Here is a 17190-nt window from a genome sequence, read left to right on the forward strand (position 1 = left end):
GCAAGGCCGCGCCCGGCAGCGCCGGGCGCGGCCTCAGCCCTCACACAGCCGACGAAGTCTTCACCAACGTACGGATCTGCCGCAGCAGCACCGACAACGCCGCCAGATCCGCCGGGGCCTCCTCCACGTTGCCCATCGCGTTTCCCGTACGGGCCATCGACGCCGCGTTCACCTGCTCCCATTCGGCCAGGCGGTCCTCCGGCGCCGCCGATGCCGGAGTCGACTGCAGCACCTCCGCCGTCAGGCCGGCCAGGGCCGCGTACAGGTCGTAGCGCAACGCCATCCGGGCCAGGGTCTGCCAGCGGTCGCCGCGCGGGAGGCGGGAGATGTGTGACAGCAGCACGTCGATCTGGAAGCGTTCCGAGATCACGAAGTAGACCTTCGCCACCTCGGTCGCGTCGTGGCCGGTTGCCCGGGCCGTTTCCAGGATGTCCAGCATGCCGAATCCGTAGACCACCCGGGAGATCGCGTCGGCCAGCTGCTCCGGGATGCCGCGTTCCGCCAGCGTGGTCACGTGGCTCTCCAGGGAGCGGCGTTCGACGCCGATGACCACCGTCGGCAGCTGGGCCAGCAGTGCCTCGACGCCGGGGCGGAGACGGGCGATCTCGCCGGCCACGTCGATCGGCGAGCGGCGGTTGCTGACCAGCCAGCGGACCGCCCGGTCGAGCAGCCGCCGGGTCTCCAGGTAGACCAACGTCTGCGCCGGCGTCGGCACCTCGTTGTCCAGCTGCTCCGCCGCCGCCCACAGGTCGGGCAGGCCGTAGATGTCGCGGACCACGACGTACGCGCGGATCACGTCCGCCGCCGAGGCGCCGCTCTCCTCCATCGCGCGGAAGACGAACGACGTGCCGCCGCGGTTGACAACCTCGTTGACCAGGGCCGTGGAAATGATCTCGCGGCGCAGCCGGTGGCCGGCCATCCGGGCCGCGTAGCGCTCGCGCAGCGGGGTGGGGAAATACCGGGCCAGCACGTCGTTGGTCCAGGCCTCGTCCACCAGGACGTCGGCGAGGACCTGGCGTTCGAGCGAGATCTTCACGTACGCGAGCAGCACCGCGAACTCCGGAGCGGTCAGCCCCTCACCGGCCTCGTGGCGCGCGGCCAGCTCCTTGTCGGTCGGCAGCGCCTCCAGCTCGCGGTTGAGCTGGCCCGACTGCTCGAGGGTGGTGAGCATCCGGCGGTGCACGGGCAGCAGCGAGTGGGCCTGCGACCGGGCGTTGCCGAGCGCGGTGGCCTGCTCGTAGTTGTCCCGCAGGACCAGCGCGGCGACCTCGTCGGTCATCGCGGCCAGCAGCTCGTCGCGGTCCGGCAGGCTCAGCTCGCCGTCGGTGACCGCGCCGCCGAGCAGGATCTTGATGTTGACCTCGTGGTCGGAGCAGTCCACGCCGGCCGTGTTGTCGATGAAGTCGGTGAAGATCCGGCCGCCGTGGCCGCTGCCGCTGTCGTCCGGCGGCCCGCCGACCCGGGCGTACTCGATCCGGCCGCGCTGGGTCAGGCCCAGGTTGCCGCCCTCGCCGACGACCCTGGCTCGCACCTCGTAGCCGTTGACCCGGATCGGGTCGTTGGCCTTGTCCCCCACCTCGGCGTGGGTCTCCGTGCTCGCCTTCACGTAGGTGCCGATGCCGCCGTTGAAGAGCAGGTCGACGGGTGCGGCCAGGATGGCCCGCATCAGCTCGGTGGGGCTCACGGCTTTCGCGTCGCCCAGCCCCAGCACCGCGCGGACCTGCGGCGTGACCGGGATCGACTTGGCCGTCCGCGGATAGACGCCGCCGCCCTCGCTGATCAGTGAGGCGTCGTAGTCGGCCCACGAGGAACGCGGCAGGTCGAACAGCCGGCGGCGCTCCCGGTACGACGTGGCGGCGTCCGGGTCCGGGTCCAGGAAGATGTGCCGGTGGTCGAAGGCGGCCATTAGCCGGATGTGCTCGCTGAGCAGCATCCCGTTGCCGAAGACGTCGCCGGACATGTCGCCGACGCCGACCACCGTGAAGTCCTGCGACTGGGTGTCGACGCCCAGGTCGCGGAAGTGTTTCTTGACCGACTCCCACGCGCCGCGGGCGGTGATGCCCATCTTCTTGTGGTCGTAGCCGGCCGAGCCGCCCGAGGCGAACGCGTCACCGAGCCAGAAGTCCTTGCTCACCGAGATCTCGTTGGCGATGTCGGAGAACGTGGCCGTGCCCTTGTCCGCCGCGACCACCAGGTACGGGTCGTCACCGTCGTGGCGGACCACGTCGACCGGCGGCACGATCTTGCCGCTGTGGATGTTGTCCGTGACGTCCAGCAGCGCGCCGATGAACAGGCGGTAGCACGCGACGGCCTCGTCCCGGTCGCCCGGCTTCTGCTTGAGCACGAAGCCGCCCTTGGCGCCGACCGGCACGATCACCGCGTTCTTCACCATCTGCGCCTTGACCAGGCCCAGCACCTCGGTGCGGAAGTCCTCCCGGCGGTCCGACCAGCGCAGGCCGCCGCGTGCGACCGCACCGAAGCGCAGGTGCACACCCTCGAAACGGGGCGAATAGACGAAGATCTCGTACTTCGGCCGCGGCGCCGGCAGGTCCGGGATGGCCTGCGGGTCGAGCTTGAACGCCACGTACGACTTCGGGCGGGAGTCGGCGCCGCGCTGGAAGAAGCTCGTGCGCAGCGTGGCCTGGATGAGCGTCAGGTAGGAACGCAGGATGCGGTCCTGGTCCAGGCTGTCGACGCCGTCCAGCAGCGTGGTGATCTGCTCGACCAGCTCGTCGCCGCGCCGCGCCCGCTCCTCCTCGCCCAGCTCCAGCCGCGGCGAGAACCGCGCCTCGAAGAGCTGCACCAGCAGGCGGGCGATCTCCGGGTAGGCGATGAAGGTCGACTCCACGTAGCGCTGGGAGAAGACGTTGCCGGTCTGCCGCTGATATTTCGCGTACGCCCGCAGCACCACGACCTGCCGCCAGGTCAGCCCGGCCCGCAGCACCAGCTCGTTGAAGCCGTCCACCTCGGCCTCACCCCGCCACGCCGCCGCGAAGGCGTTCTCCACCTGCGGGCGCACCTCGGAGAGCTCCCGGTGGGCGGCCGGCGGGAGCAGACCGAAGTCGTACAGGTAGACGGTGCCGTCCGGGCGGCGCACCTCGTACGGCCGCTCGTCGACGACCTGGGCGCCCAGCGAGTGCAGCACCGGCAGGACGGCGGAGAGCATCATCGGCTCGCCGTACCGGAAGACCTTGAACCGCACGTCGGCGTCGTCGGGCTCGGCATTGCCGTCGCGGTTGACGTGCCGCTTGCGGTAGAGGTGCATCTCCAGCTGGCCGGTCTCCTCCAGCAGCTCCAGCTTGGCGATGTCCTGCACCGCCTCGTACGGCGTGTGCCCGTCCTTGTAGCTGTCCGGGAACGCGGGCGCGTACCGGTGGAAGAGGTCCTTGGCCGGCTCCTCGCCCAGCTTGCGCTCGAGCACCAGGGAGAAGTCGTCGTCCCACATCCGGGTCGCGTCGGCCAGCAGCTCGGCCAGCACGTTCGGGTCCACCGCGCCCGGCGGGTCGGCCGGGTCGGTGCGCACGATGAAGTGCACCCGGGCGAGCATCCGCTCGGTCACCCGGGTCGTGTAGTCGACGCCGATGCCGTTCAGCTCCCGTAGCAGGATCTCCTGCATCGCCTGGCGGTTGCTGGTGGTGAACCGGTCCCGGGGCAGGTAGATCAGGCAGGAGATGAAGCGGCCGTACCCGTCGCGGCGCAGGAACAGCCGCAGCTGCCGGCGGCCGGCCATCCGCAGCACGCCGACGACCGCCTCGTACAGGTCATCGGTCTTGATCTGGAAGAGCTCGTCACGGGGATAGGTCTCGAGGATCTGCAGCAGGTCCTTGCCGGAGTGCCCGCGCGGCGAGAGCCCGGAGCGGTCCAGCACCTCCATCACCTTGCGGCGGACCACCGGCAGCTCGCGGACGCTGGTGCGGTAGGCCGAGCTGGAGAACAGGCCCAGGAAACGGCGCTCGCCGACCACCTCGCCGGACTCGTTGAAGACCTTGACGCCGATGTAGTCCAGGTAGGCCGAGCGGTGCACGGTGGCCCGGGAGTTGGCCTTGGTGATCACCAGCAGCCGCTTCTCCAGGGCGCGGCGGTGCGCCTCGGGAGCCATCGAGGACAGCTTGCGGGGGGTGCTGTTGTCGCCGCGCAGGATGCCCAGGCCGGTGCCCGGCACGGCGGTCAGCACGTCGCCCTCGAGCTGATACTCCCGGTAGCCGAGGAAGGTGAAGTGGTCGTGGGCGAGCCACTTGAGCAGCTCGATCGTGTCGGTGACGTCCTTGTCCGGCACCGGCAGCTTGCGCTCGGAGCCGCGCGCCGCCGCCAGCTCGTCGGCGATGACCACCGCGCGCTGGCGCATCCGGGGCCAGTCGTCGACCGCGTCGCGCACGTCGGTCAGCACCCGGCACAGCTCCTGGTGCAGCTGGGCGCGGGCCTCCGCGTTGCGGACCGGGTCGACCTCGACCCGGATCCAGCTCTCCACCAGGTCGCCGTCGATCGCGTCGTCGGGCTCCACGTCGGCCTCGACCTGGGTCAGCTCGCCGTCGGGCCCGCGCCGGACCACGATCAGCGGGTGCACCAGCAGGTGCACGTCGAGCTGGTGGGCGACGAGCAGGGCGGTGACCGAGTCGACCAGGAACGGCATGTCGTCGGTGACGATCGACAGCACGGTGTGCGACTGCCGCTCGGTCGGGGCGCTGATGTCCAGCCGCAGCTCACCCGGGCGCCGGGTGTGGGCCAGCTCACGGTGCGCGAGCGCTGCCGCATGCATCTCGGCGGGCGTGTAACCGACCAGTTCCTCGTCGGGTGCGAACCGCCAGAAGCGGCCGACCAGCGACGCGGTGGTGTGGTCCTGCCCCGCGAGCTCCACCGCCTGCGCCACCAGGCGCTCGGCGTTGGGCAGCGGCTCATCGAGCTCATCGTCGGACGTCCCCAGCCGGCCCGTCAGGGCCAGCCCGGGGCCGGGCCCGAAATCCAGCTCGGGATCGGATTCGATCGCTGCCTCATCGGCGACGGCCATGACCTAGGGCTCCCCTCACCCACGACATTGTGGGTTCGACGTTTCGGGCATCAGCCTAGAACGTCCCCCCGACAGTCCGGGCCACACCCGGGGTGCGCGGAAGAGATCCGACACCCGAATTTGATACATCTCACCCACCACGGGTCAACGTGGCGGCCCGACTCCGGTTACCGTTCCGTAGGTTTCTCGAATCGAGCCGAGGGAAGGGTGGCATCATGCGCGGCAACGGACGTGCTGGCCGGGTCCTGGCCGCCATGGCCGGCCTGCTGTTGATCACAGGCGGCGCGGCCGCCTGCTCCGGCTCGGACGGCCCCGGCGACACCCTGGACACGTTCCTCAAGGGCTGGCGCAACGGCGACCTCAGCAAGACCGGCTTCGTCACCGCCGACGGCGCCAAGATCTCGGCGAACGACGTCTTCACCCAGCTGCAGGGCCTCGCCGGCGACCTGAAGAAGTCGTCGCTGCTGCTCTCGGCCGAGGGCAAGCCCAAGGAGACCGGCGAGATCGCCTCGGGCCCGGTGAAGCTCGACTGGACGCTGCCGGGCGGGACCTCCTGGTCGTACCAGAGCACCGTGCGGCTCACCAAGCGCAACGCCGACGGCTGGCGAGTGATCTGGGAGCCGGCCATCGTGCACAGCGAGCTGACCGCCGGTGACCGGCTCGAGCTGCGCCGCAAGGCCGCCGACCGGGCCGACGTGCTCGGCGCCGACGGCAAGCCGATCGTCACGCAGCGTCCGGTCGTCACCGTCGGGGTGACCCCCAACCGGATCACCGACCAGGCCGAACTCTTCACCGAGCTCGGCAAGCTCTTCAAGTCCATCGACGTGGACGTGGACTTCAAACTCATCGGGGAACGCGTCAAGGACGCGACCGACGACGGCGCCTTCATCGACATCGTCACCCTGCGGCGCCCCGACTACGACAAGATCCGAGATCGGGTACGCGCCCTCGAGGGCACCGTCTTCCAGGAGGGGCAGCGCGAGCTCGCCCCCACCCGGCCGTTCGCCCGCGCCCTGCTCGGCACGGTCGACCCCGCGACCCGTGACGACCTGGACGCCAACCCGGAAGCGCTGCGCGAGAACGACCAGGTCGGCCACGGCGGCGTGCAGCAGCGGTACGACGCCCAGCTGCGCGGCACCGCCGGCCAGTCCGTGGTGATCGCCCGCCGCACCCCCGACGACCAGGTCGAGGACTCGCAGCTGTTCAGCAACGAGCCGGTCGCCGGCAAGCCGATCAAGACGACCCTCGACGTCGCAACGCAGAACGCGGCCGACGCCGCGGTGGCCAAGGAGAAGCAGCCCAGCGCCCTGGTGGCGATCCGGATCAGCGACTCCAGCATCGTCGCGGTCGCCAACGGCCCGGAAGGCGCTGGCGTCAACACCGCGATGACCGGCCAGGTCCCGCCCGGCTCCACGTTCAAGATGGTGTCGACGCTGGGCCTGCTGGACAAGAAGGCGGTGACCCTCGACGGCGAGGTGGACTGCCCGAAGACCAAGAAGGTCAGCGGCCGCTCGTTCAAGAACTCGCACGACATGGAGCTCGGCTCGGTCCCGTTCCGGGTGGACTTCGCGAAGTCGTGCAACACCGCGTTCGTCAACCTGGCCCCGAAGCTGGGCGCCGACGGCCTGCAGGACGCCGCGACGAAGCTCGGCCTCGGCGCCAAGTGGGACCTCGGCGCGGACTCCTTCAGCGGCAAGATCTCCCCGGCCAACAGCCCCACCGAGCTGGCCGCGGCAACCTTCGGCCAGGGCGCGACGGCGGTCAGCCCACTGGCGATGGCCGGCGCTACCGCGGCGGTGGCGCGCGGCCAGTTCATCCAGCCGAAGCTCGTGACGGAGCCGGCCCCGGCCGCCCCGATCGCCGACGGCCCGAAACTGGCGGCGACGTCGATCCAGCCGCTGCACACGATGATGCGCGAGGTCGTGACCAAGGGCACAGCGACGGACCTGGCCGACGTGCCGGGCAAGCCGGTGCTGGGCAAGACGGGCACGGCCGAGTTCAAGGACGGCGAAGAGGAAACTCACGCCTGGTTCGTGGGCTGGCAGGGTGACATCGCGTTCGCGGTGATGGTGGAGAAGGGCGGGGCCGGGGCGGAGGCGGCGGTGCCGATCGCGGCCCGGTTCCTGACCGCACTCAACAAGTAGCGGCCGCGGGCCGCTGCTCTCGTGGCCCGGCCGTTTCCCGGGGCCGGGGGCCGTTTCCCGGGGCCGGGGGCCGGGGTTTGGTCAGCCGCGGTCGGCCGGTTGTTCGGGGCCGACCTCGAAGGCCGGGCGCTGCGCCGGGAGGGTGAAGTCCTCGATCTGGCGCGGGCGGAGCATGCCGGGCATGGTCGCGGGTAGCGGCTTGGAGTCCAGCAGCGGCGCGGAGCCGAGCGGCCGCATCGGCGCGGGCTCGGTGGGCGGCTCGTCGGCCTCGGGCTCGGGCTCGGCGGACCGCTGATCGGCCTCGGGCTCAGCAGGCTCGGGCCCGGGGGCCTCGGCGAAGCCTGCTTCCTCGGCGTCCTCGTGGGCCCGCTCGGCGGTCGGCCGGTCGAGATCATCGTGCTCGGGATCGGAATCCGGCGCGGACACGTCGTCCGGCTCCTCGAAGGAGTCCCCATCGCCGTGGTCGGAGACCGGGTCGGGGTCGGTGCGGTCCGGGTCCACCGCCTCGCGCGGCTCGCTCTCCTCGGCATCCACGATCGCCGCCGGGTGATTGTCGCCGCTGTCGACGCCCAGATCAGCCGACCCCGCGTCTCCCCCGGCTGCATCGGGGCCGTCGGTCAGCTCGGCGTCATCCACGGCAACGTCGTGAGCGTCGCCCGGACCCGAGAACGGCGAGGCAACGTCGGGACCGTCATCGGCGTCCGCGAAGGGCGAAGCAACATCTCGACCCGCGCCGGCGGGAAGCGACGCAACGCCGTGGCCGTCATCCGGCGCTGAGGCGGCGCCGGGAGTGTCGTCCGGCTCGGAGAAGGGCGAGGCAACGCCATCCTCGTCACCCGGCCCGGCGAAGGGCGAGACAACGTCCCGGTCATCGCTCGGTTCCGAGAAGGGCGACGCAACGCCCGAGCCCGAGGCGACATCCTCGGGCTCCTGGGAAGAGACGCCGTCCGGATCAGCCCGCCGTGAGAAAGCCTCGAACTCCGCCTGGTCCGAAGCCCCCTCCGCAGCCGGGAACGCCGGCACCTCCCCGGCCTGCGAAACACCAGCCAGAGTCGTCGCCAGGGACTCCCTGTTCGATATCCCCGCCGCAGCCGCTCGCACGTCGTCGCCGGCCGCCGCGGCCCGGCGTGCCTCGACAGGGTCCCGATCGGCCGGCCCCCGCTGCCCCGGACCGAGCCGGCCAGGACCGAGACGGCCGGGACCCGCGAGGTCGCGACGGGCCGCCACCAGGTCCGGGCGGGCGTCCACCAGCTGAGCCGGCTTCAACCCAGCCACGATCGCCGAGGTGATCTCCTCCGCGTACTTGCCGTCCGGGTCGTAGTCCGGGTCGAAGACCGTGATCTCCACGCCCAGGCAGTGCGGCGACTCCACCAGCCCGGCCAGCAGGATCTCCAGCTCCGGGAACGCGATGCCGCCCGGCTCCGGCGCGTCCACCGCCGGCATCACCGCCGGGTCCAGCACGTCCACGTCGATGTGCACCCAGTACCCCGCGCAGTCGACCAGCTGGTCGCGCGCCCACTGGGCGCTACGGGCCGCGCCTTCCACGCGCAGGGTCGGCACCGGGCGGGTCACGATACCGGCCGCCTGCAGGTCGAGGCGGTATTCGTCCTGGGCCCGGATGCCCATCACCACCACGTCGATGTCGCGGTAGTACGGCCGCCGGCCCTCCATCGCCGCCAGGTCGGTCTGGCCTCGGCCGGTGACCAGTGCCAGGTCCTCGCCGGCCGCCGCGCCCACGTAGGACGCGTTGCCGGGGTGGCGGAAGTCCGAGTGGCCGTCCACGAAGACCAGGCCGATCCGGCCGCCGACCGCCTCGCCCAGGCGGTGCATGGCCAGCGCCGAGCCGAGCACGATCGAGCAGTCGCCGCCCAGGACCACCGGGAACTCGCCCTGGTCGAGGATGGCGCCGATCCGGTCGGCCAGCTTCCGCGAGTACGCCGAGATCTCCGGCGCGTGGCACACCCCGTCGCCCGGCCGCCAGTCGCCCGGGTCGTACCGGGGCGGGGTCAGGCAGCCGGCGTCGCGGGCGTTGAGGCGGCGCAGCAGGCCGTGGTCACGGAGGGCTCCGGGCGCCTTGGCGCAGCCCGGCACCGCCGTCGCCGTCGGCGGGCGCAGGCCGAGGTTGGACGGTGCGTCGAGCACGGCGATGCGGCGCATGGAGCCCCCGTACCTTTGCCTAGAAGAGCGCGCGGGCCAGCGCGCGCCGCGCGCTCGCCACGGCCGGATCGTCGGGTCCGGCCACGTTGAAGAGTGACAGCAGATGCTTGCGTACGCTGTCCCGCTCCTCGCCGCTGGACCGCCGCACCGCCGCGACCAGCCGCTCATAGGCCTCCGGGGCCTGCCCGCTGAGGACCTCGATGTCGGCGGCGAGCTGCTGGGCGGCCGCGTCGTCGGGGTCGGCCGCGGCCTTGGCCAGCGCCTTCTCCGCGTCCACGCCGGTGACCCGGCGGTAGAGCTCGACCTGCGCCAGGCCGGACTCCGCCGCGTGGTCCTGCGGCGACTCGGCCAGGATCTTGCGGTACGCCGCCTCGGCCGCGTCCAGGTCCCCGGTCATCAGCGCGTCGTCGGCCGCGTCGAGCCGCGGGTCCTCGGGGGCGGCGACCTCGACGCCGCCGGCCTTGAGCACCGCGTCGATGTACTGCCGGATCTGCGCCTCGGGCAGCACGCCGGTGAAGCCCTCGACGAGCTGGCCGCCGACCACCGCGATCACCATCGGGATGCCCTGCACCCGCAGCGCCTGGGCCAGCCGCGGGTTGGCGTCCACGTCGACCTTGCCGAGCACCCAGCTGCCGCCGCCCTCGGCCACGAGCTTCTCCAGGACCGGGGAGAGCTGCTTGCACGGCTCGCACCACTCGGCCCAGAAGTCCAGGATCACCGGGGTGGTCATGGACAGTTCGAGGACGGTCGTCTGGAAGTTCGCTTCGGTGACGTCGATGACCGCGGGCGGCGCACCACCCGGCTGCGGGGTGGTCGCGGGGCTCGCGGCCGGGCCGGCGGGGCCCGCGGGTGCGGGCTTGTTCGCGGGGCGCAGTGCACCGAGATCGACCGCGCCGCGGGTGAAGATCGACGGAGTGGTCCGTGGGTCGCTCATGGTTATCTAGTCTCGCACGCGCGCCGGACTGTTCGCCGCGCCGCCGGGCTGGTGATATCGGACGTCACAGGGGGTGCGGCCGGTCAGAAGCGGGCGGGCTCGCGGTAGATGCCCCACTCCCCCTTCAGCGCCGCGCAGATCTCGCCCAGGGTGGCCTCGGCCCGGGCCGCGTCGAGCATGGCGGGGATCATGTTCTCCGTCGTGCGCGCGACCGCCACAAGCCGGGCCAGCGCCTGCTCTGTGCGTACCGGATCGCGGCCGGCCTTGCGCTCGGCGAGCGCGCGCTTCTGCTCGATCTCGACCTCGTGGGAGACCCGGAGGATCTCCAGGTCCTTGGCGACCGTGCCGGTGTGCACGTTGACGCCGACGATCCGCTTCTCGCCCTTCTCCAGGGCCTGCTGGTAGACGAATGCGGCCTCGGCGATGTGCGAGGTGAACCAGCCGTCCTCGATGCCGCGCAGGATGCCGGCCGTCATGCTGCCGTCGTGGCCCAGCTCGCGGATGCGGGCGAAGATCTCCTCGGCCTCCGCCTCGATGCGGTCGGTGAGCGCCTCGAGGTACCACGAGCCGCCGAGCGGGTCGGCGACGTTGGTCACTCCGGTCTCCTCCATCAGCACCTGCTGGGTGCGCAGGGCGATCTCGGCGGACTCGTCGGTGGGGAGGGCGAGGGTCTCGTCGAGGGCGTTGGTGTGCAGTGAGTTGGTGCCGCCGAGGATGGCGGCGAGCGCCTCGACCGCCGTACGCACGACGTTGTTGACCGGCTGCTGCGCGGTCAGCGAGACCCCGGCCGTCTGGGTGTGGAACTTCAGCCAGAGCGCCTTCTCGCTGGTGGCGCCGTAGTCGTCGCGCAGGTGCCGGGCCCAGATCCGGCGGGCGGCACGGAACTTGGCGATCTCCTCGAAGAAGTCGACGTGCGCGTCGAAGAAGAAGCTCAGACCGGGGGCGAACGTGTTGACGTCCAGGCCGCGGGAGAGGCCCAGCTCGACGTAGCCGAAGCCGTCGGCCAGGGTGTACGCCAGCTCCTGCGCGGCGGTCGAGCCGGCCTCGCGGATGTGGTAGCCGGAGACGCTGAGCGGCTTGTACTTCGGGATCTCGGCCGCGCAGTACTCCATCAGGTCACCGATCAGGCGCAGGTGCGGCTCGGGGGCGAAGAGCCACTCCTTCTGCGCGATGTACTCCTTGAAGATGTCGGTCTGCAGGGTGCCGTCGAGCTTGCTGATGTCGGCGCCCTGCCGCTCGGCGGCGGCCAGGTACATCACGAAGATCGGCACGGCCGGGCCGGAGATGGTCATGCTGGTGGTGGTCTGCTGCAGGTCGATGCCGTCGAACAGCACCTCCATGTCGGCGGCCGAGTCGATCGCCACCCCGCAGTGGCCGACCTCGCCGAGCGACTCGGGCTCGTCGGAGTCGCGGCCCATCAGCGTCGGCATGTCGAACGCCACGCTCAGCCCGCCGCCACCGGCGGCGAGGATCATCTTGTACCGCTCGTTGGTCTGCCGGGCGTTGCCGAACCCCGCGAACTGGCGGATGGTCCAGGTGCGGCCGCGGTAGCCGGTGGGGTACAGGCCGCGGGTGTACGGGAACTCACCCGGCCAGCCGATCCGGTCGAAGTCCGCGAAGGTGTCCCCGTCGGCGGGCCCGTACACGGGCTCGACGGGCATCCCGGACAACGTGGTGAAGTCTGCGTCGCGCTTGCGGGCGGCGTCGTAGCGCTGCTGCCAGCGCTCCCGGCCGGCGGCGATGTCGGCTGCGTCCATGGCGCACATCGTAGGCCCAAAGCTGAACGATCGCTAAGGCCTCGGGCGTCTTGCTCTCACGAAAGCTATGACGTTTTCAGCATGTTCACAGCATGTGCATGAATCGATATATCTACAGGTGTGGCTACCGCCACGGTCCCCCACCGTTCAGGAGTCCCCGTGAAACGATCTCTCGCTGCTGTCGGCTCCGCCCTGCTCATGGGCGGCCTGCTGGCGGGCGTGGGCGCGACGTCGGCTGCCGCCGCGCCCGATCCCCTCTCACCGTCCGCGCATCGCGCCGCCGTCAAGGCCGGCGCCGCGGACGCCTTCGCACTCAAGGCGACCGCGAAGGACGCCGACGGTACGAGCCACGTGCGTTACACCCGCACGTACGAGGGCCTGCGGGTGCTCGGTGGCGACTTCGTCCTGCACGGCACTAAGGACGGGGCTCTCCGCCAGGCCTCGGTCGGCCTGGCCGCGCCGCTGAGCCTGAGCACCACCCCGAAGCGGGCTGCCGCCACCGCGAGCGCGACCGCCAAGGCCCACTTCACCGGTACGGTCAGCGCGGTCGGCGCCCCGGAACTGGTCGTCGACGCCACCAGCGGCACCGGCACGCTGGCCTACGAGACCGTCGTCGAGGGCTTCGGCGAGGACGGCCAGACGCCGTCGAAGCTGCACGTCGTCACCGACGCCAACACCGGCACGGTGCTGAGCTCGTGGGACACCGTGGAGACGGCCACCGGCAACAGCGTCTACTCCGGGGCGGTGTCGATCACCACGACCCAGGTGTCGACCTCCAGCTTCAGCCTCAAAGACGCGGCGCACGGCAACGGCACCACCTGCGACATGAACAACAAGACCTCGGGCACGTGCACGCTGTTCACCGACGCGGACAACGTGTGGGGCACCGGCGCCACCTCCAACCGGCAGTCGGCCGCGGTGGACGCGCACTACGGCGCGGCCAAGACCTACGACTACTACAACAGCACCTTCGGCCGGAAGGGCATCTTCAACAACGGCACCGGCGTCCCGTCGCGGGTGCACTACGGCAACGCGTACGTCAACGCGTTCTGGGACGGCTCGTCGATGACCTACGGCGACGGCAGCGGCAACACCCGCCCGCTGGTCTCGCTGGACGTGGCCGGCCACGAGATGTCGCACGGCGTCACCGAGCGCACCGCCAACCTGACCTACTCCGGTGAGTCCGGCGGCCTGAACGAGGCCACCTCCGACATCTTCGGCACGATGGTCGAGTTCTACGCGGCCAACAGCACCGACGCCGGCGACTACCTGGTCGGCGAGAAGATCAACATCAACGGCAACGGCAAGCCGCTGCGCTACATGTACAACCCGACCCTGGACGGCAAGGGCATCGGCTGCTGGTCGAGCACCACGAAGAACGTCGACGTGCACTACTCCTCCGGCGTCGGCAACCACTTCTTCTTCAACCTGGCCGAGGGCAGCGGCGCCACCGCGTACGGCACCTCGCCGCTGTGCGGCTCGGCCACCGCGGTGACCGGCATCGGCCGCACCAAGGCCGCCGCCATCTGGTACCGCGCGCTGAGCACCTACTTCACCTCCAGCACCAACTACAAGGCCGCCCGCGGCTACACCCTCTCCGCGGCGACCGACCTCTACGGGCGGTGCGGCACCGAGTACAAGGCCGTGCAGAAGGCCTGGACCGCGGTCAACGTGACCGGCACCGACGCGGCCTGCTGACGCACCGGACAGATCGACAGTGCTGAGGATGCCCGGCGGTGCCACGAGCACCGCCGGGCATTACCGTGTCGCCATGAAGATCATGAGGCTGATCGCCGTCGTCGCGGTGATCGCCGGCGTGGTGCTCACCGCGGCCGGGCCCGCGACCGTGACCGGCCTGCTGCCCTTCTTCACCATCCAGAGCAATGTCGCGTACGGCGTCTTCGCGGCCTGGGCGGCGTTCCGGGGCCGCGACACTCCGGCGGCCCTCAAGGGCGCGGTCACCCTCTACGTGGCCATCACCGGGCTGGTCTACCACCTCGTGTTGACCAATCCCGCCAGCGGCTTCGCCGTCGACCCGGTGCATCGCAACCTGCCGGAGGCGATCGGCAACCAGCTGCTGCACACCGTGGTGCCCCTGCTCGCGGTGCTCGACTGGCTGGTCTTCGACGAGCGGGGCCGCTTCCGGTGGTGCCACGCGTTGTACTGGCTGGCCTTCCCGCTGGGCTACCTGGCCTTCGCGCTGATCCGGGGACTCGTCGTGGACAAGTACCCGTACCCGTTCATCGACGTGAACGAGCTGGGCTACGACGGCGTCTCGATCAGCTCGGCCGGTTTCGCCATCGCCTTCTGGATCCTGGGCCTGCTCTTCGTGGCGATCGACCGCTGGAGCGGCCGGCTGCTGCGCCGGCACCGCGCGGGGGCCTCGACCACTACTTGATGCCGTTCTCCCGGCAGAGGGCGGCGAAGCGACCCGCGCAGACGGCCTTCTTCTCGACGAAGCCGTCCTTGATCACCTTGTTGATGTTGGTGATGTCGATAGCCGTCGGCAGCAGCAGCACCGATTCCACGTACGCGCCCGACTCGGGGTCCTTGACGACCACCCCCTTCGTGTCGGGCTTCTCGCCCTTGTACAGCTTGATGGCGAGGTCGGCGGCCGCCTCGGCTTCCTTCTTGATCTCCTTGTAGACCGTCATGCACTGGTCACCGGCGAGGATGTTCTGCAGGCCCTGGATGGTGGCGTCCTGGCCGGTCACCGGGACGATGCCGTTCTTCTTGTCCTTCTTCAGGACCTCGATCGCCGCGTTGCCCAGGCCGTCGTTGGCGGCCAGCACCGCGTCGATCCGCTTGCCGGTCTGCTGCCACATCTCCGCGAAGACCACGCCGGCCTCCTTGTTGTTCCAGTCGGTGACCGACTGGTCCGGGCCCTTCAGAAAGGAGCCGTCGTCGTACCGCTGCTGCAGGACCGCGTCGTAACCGGCCTTGAACAGGGTGGCGTTGTTGTCGGTCGGGGAGCCGTTCAGGTCGGCCACCAGCGGCAGCTTGGCCTTCTTCTCGGCCAGGCACTTGACCAGACCCTCGCCCTGGAGCTTGCCGACCGCGACGTTGTCGAAGCTGACGTAGTAGTTCGCGCCGCCGTTGAGCGTCAGCCGGTCGTAGTCGATGGTCTTGACGCCCGCGGCCTTGGCCTTGGCGAGCACGGCCTTGCCGCTGACCGGGTCGAGGTTGACCGTCATCAGGACCTTCACACCGCTGGCGATCATGCTCTCGGCGATCTGCACGAACTTCGCCTTGTCGCCCTGCGCGTTCTGGATGTCCAGCGGCACGTCGGCGGCGTCGAAGGCGGCCTTCAGCAGCTTCGGGTCGTCGGTGCCCCAGCGCTGCGACGTGGTGGTGTCGGGCAGGATGACGCCGACCTTGCCGCTCCCGGTGCCACCACGGGGCCCGCCACCGTTGGAGCCGGCGCCGTCACCGTCATCGTCGGTGCAGGCGGCGGTGCCACCGAGGGTGAGCAGACCCACCGCTACCAGAGCGGCCATTTTCGTACGCATCGCGACTTCCTCCCGGGCACAGGGCGGCAAGGTTACCAGGCATCGGCGCTGGGTAACCCGTTGATCGCGACCGCGACTGAATGGATTCGCGTCGCTACCGAAGGTCACTAACAGTCAGATGTCGGCGGGCTTCCTTCACCGCGTACATGGCCATGTCGGCCGCGTGCAGCAGGCTGTCCGGGTCGTGCTCGCCGGGTCGCCCGGTGGCCAGGCCGACACTGGCCCGCAGCGGCACGTCGGCGGAGCGGATCCGCACGATGCCGGCCAGCCTGCCGGTCAGCTCCCGCACCACCTCGGCTCCCCGCGCGGCGGCCAGCCCGGGCATCAGGACGGCGAACTCGTCACCGCCCAGCCGGGCCACGGTGTCGCCCGCGCGTACCCCGGCGCGCAGCCGGCGGGCCACCTCGATCAGCAACTGGTCGCCGGTGGCGTGCCCGAACGCGTCGTTGACCGGCTTGAAGTCATCGAGGTCGATGAGCAGCACGGTCACCGGCCCGGCCGCCAGCCCCTCGTCCAGCAGCCGCATGAACAGCCCGCGGTTGGCCAGGCCGGTGAGGGCATCGTGGTAGGCCAGCTCGGTCAGGCGGGTGGTGAGCTCGTCGCGTTCGCGCAGCAGTTCGGTGATGTGCCGCAACGCGTTCAGCTGCCGGCCGATCACCAGGACCGTGGTCACCGACGCCCCGATGCCGACCACCCACGAACGCGCGTCCAGGCCCCGGGTCACCAGCACGGTCAGGGTCAGGGCCCACACGGCGGCCATCCCCGCGTACGGCAGCACGCTGTACGGCCGGCGCTGCACCCGCGTACCGGACTGCGGCGTGCTGCCCGCACCGAGCTGCTGGGTGCGGGCGACCAGCGCCAGCAAGGTGCTCGCGACCACGTTGCCGGCGAACAGCCAGGGTGTGTACCGCGGCGTCAGGTAGACCGAGCCCGGCACCGTCTGCAGCACGGCCTGCAGGACCGCCGCGGCGCCTCCGACGATCCCGCACATCCGGGTGAACGGGGTCCGCCCGCTGAGCATCAGCCGGAGCACCGCGAAGATCGCCACCAGGAAGATCCCGGGCATCACCAGCAGCGCCACGACCAGGCCGAGCACCCAGCCGGCGTCCCGTGGCCCGGTCGGCACCTCGAAGAGCCAGAGACCGAACGTCGTGGCGGCAGCGAGCACCGTGGCCGCGTCGAGGTGCAGCCGGGCCCGGGCACTGCTCGTCAGCTCGCCGAGCGGGTAGCGCAGCAGGCCGGTGACCAGCAGCACCATCCCGACCGCGACCGAGCCGAACTGGAACTCGGTGCCGACCACGGACGACGGGGCCAGCGGCGCGCGGGCCACCGCCACCAGCTGAGCCACGTCACCGACGAAGAACGCGGCGCCGGCCAGCGAGAACGACAGCCAGAGCCGCCGGGCGACCGCCGGTCCGGCCCGGGCGACCTGCGCCGAGAGGACCGCGAAACAGCCGTGCACCGCGGCCATGAGCAGCCAGAACGTCGCCACCTGGGGCCCGGTCCCGGTGCGCCGGACGCCGAAGCCGACCACGGCGGTCACCGCCAGCACGAGCAGCACCACGACCAGCGGGTCGGCGCGCCGCCACGGGCGCGGGTTCCGCCGGTGCATGGTCACCTCGTTCGTCGGTCGTCACCGCTGAGTCACGGGAGGGCGGAACCGTCCATTCGGCATCGCCGGGGC

8 protein-coding genes and 2 pseudogenes are annotated in these 17190 nt (G+C 70.9%); 3 read left to right on the top strand and 7 right to left on the bottom strand.

The window, feature by feature from the left end; genetic code table 11:
• Positions 1–40: 40 nt before the first annotated feature.
• Positions 41–1279 carry a hypothetical protein gene (locus tag ACQP2Y_RS40615; RefSeq protein ID WP_433732262.1) on the bottom strand — a complete coding sequence of 413 codons (1239 nt, stop codon included), beginning with the start codon at positions 1277–1279 and terminating at the stop codon, positions 41–43.
• Positions 1277–5005 (bottom strand): annotated as a pseudogene (locus ACQP2Y_RS40620) (NAD-glutamate dehydrogenase); the annotation flags it as partial. The pseudogene ACQP2Y_RS40620 and the gene ACQP2Y_RS40615, both read right to left, overlap by 3 nt.
• A 215-nt stretch (positions 5006–5220) precedes the next feature.
• Between ACQP2Y_RS40620 and ACQP2Y_RS40625 the strand changes: the two are divergent.
• The gene (locus ACQP2Y_RS40625; protein WP_433721651.1) at positions 5221–7149 is read left to right on the top strand and encodes a penicillin-binding transpeptidase domain-containing protein; all 1929 of its coding nucleotides are present in this window, start codon (positions 5221–5223) and stop codon (positions 7147–7149) included.
• Positions 7150–8405: 1256 nt separating this feature from the next.
• Here ACQP2Y_RS40625 and ACQP2Y_RS40630 read toward each other — a convergent pair.
• The 3 genes and pseudogenes from ACQP2Y_RS40630 to ACQP2Y_RS40640 all read right to left on the bottom strand — a co-directional run.
• A pseudogene (locus ACQP2Y_RS40630) lies at positions 8406–9306 on the bottom strand (arginase family protein); the annotation flags it as partial.
• Positions 9307–9325: 19 nt separating this feature from the next.
• Positions 9326–10240: a tetratricopeptide repeat protein gene (locus tag ACQP2Y_RS40635; protein ID WP_433721652.1), complete on the bottom strand. Its 915-nt coding sequence runs from the start codon at positions 10238–10240 to the stop codon at positions 9326–9328.
• 83 nt (positions 10241–10323) lie between these two features.
• Positions 10324–11997 carry an acyl-CoA mutase large subunit family protein gene (locus ACQP2Y_RS40640; protein ID WP_433721654.1) on the bottom strand — a complete coding sequence of 558 codons (1674 nt, stop codon included), beginning with the start codon at positions 11995–11997 and terminating at the stop codon, positions 10324–10326.
• Between the two features lie 159 nt (positions 11998–12156).
• Here ACQP2Y_RS40640 and ACQP2Y_RS40645 point away from each other — a divergent pair, with 159 nt between their 5' ends.
• Both ACQP2Y_RS40645 and ACQP2Y_RS40650 read left to right on the top strand, forming a co-directional pair.
• Positions 12157–13695 carry a M4 family metallopeptidase gene (locus ACQP2Y_RS40645; protein WP_433721655.1) on the top strand — a complete coding sequence of 513 codons (1539 nt, stop codon included), beginning with the start codon at positions 12157–12159 and terminating at the stop codon, positions 13693–13695.
• Between the two features lie 73 nt (positions 13696–13768).
• The gene (locus tag ACQP2Y_RS40650; protein ID WP_433721657.1) at positions 13769–14395 is read left to right on the top strand and encodes a Pr6Pr family membrane protein; all 627 of its coding nucleotides are present in this window, start codon (positions 13769–13771) and stop codon (positions 14393–14395) included.
• Here the strand turns inward: ACQP2Y_RS40650 and ACQP2Y_RS40655 are convergent.
• Both ACQP2Y_RS40655 and ACQP2Y_RS40660 read right to left on the bottom strand, forming a co-directional pair.
• Entirely contained in the window at positions 14388–15506 is a 1119-nt protein-coding gene (locus ACQP2Y_RS40655) for a sugar ABC transporter substrate-binding protein (protein ID WP_433721659.1), read from the bottom strand. The two genes, ACQP2Y_RS40650 and ACQP2Y_RS40655, sit on opposite strands and share 8 nt — an antisense overlap.
• A gap of 94 nt (positions 15507–15600) precedes the next feature.
• Positions 15601–17118 (bottom strand): diguanylate cyclase domain-containing protein, encoded by a 1518-nt coding sequence (locus ACQP2Y_RS40660; protein ID WP_433721660.1) that lies wholly within the window; start codon positions 17116–17118, stop codon positions 15601–15603.
• Positions 17119–17190: the final 72 nt, after the last annotated feature.

Source organism: Actinoplanes sp. CA-051413, assembly GCF_050955795.1.
Taxonomy (GTDB): Bacteria; Actinomycetota; Actinomycetes; order Mycobacteriales; family Micromonosporaceae; genus Actinoplanes.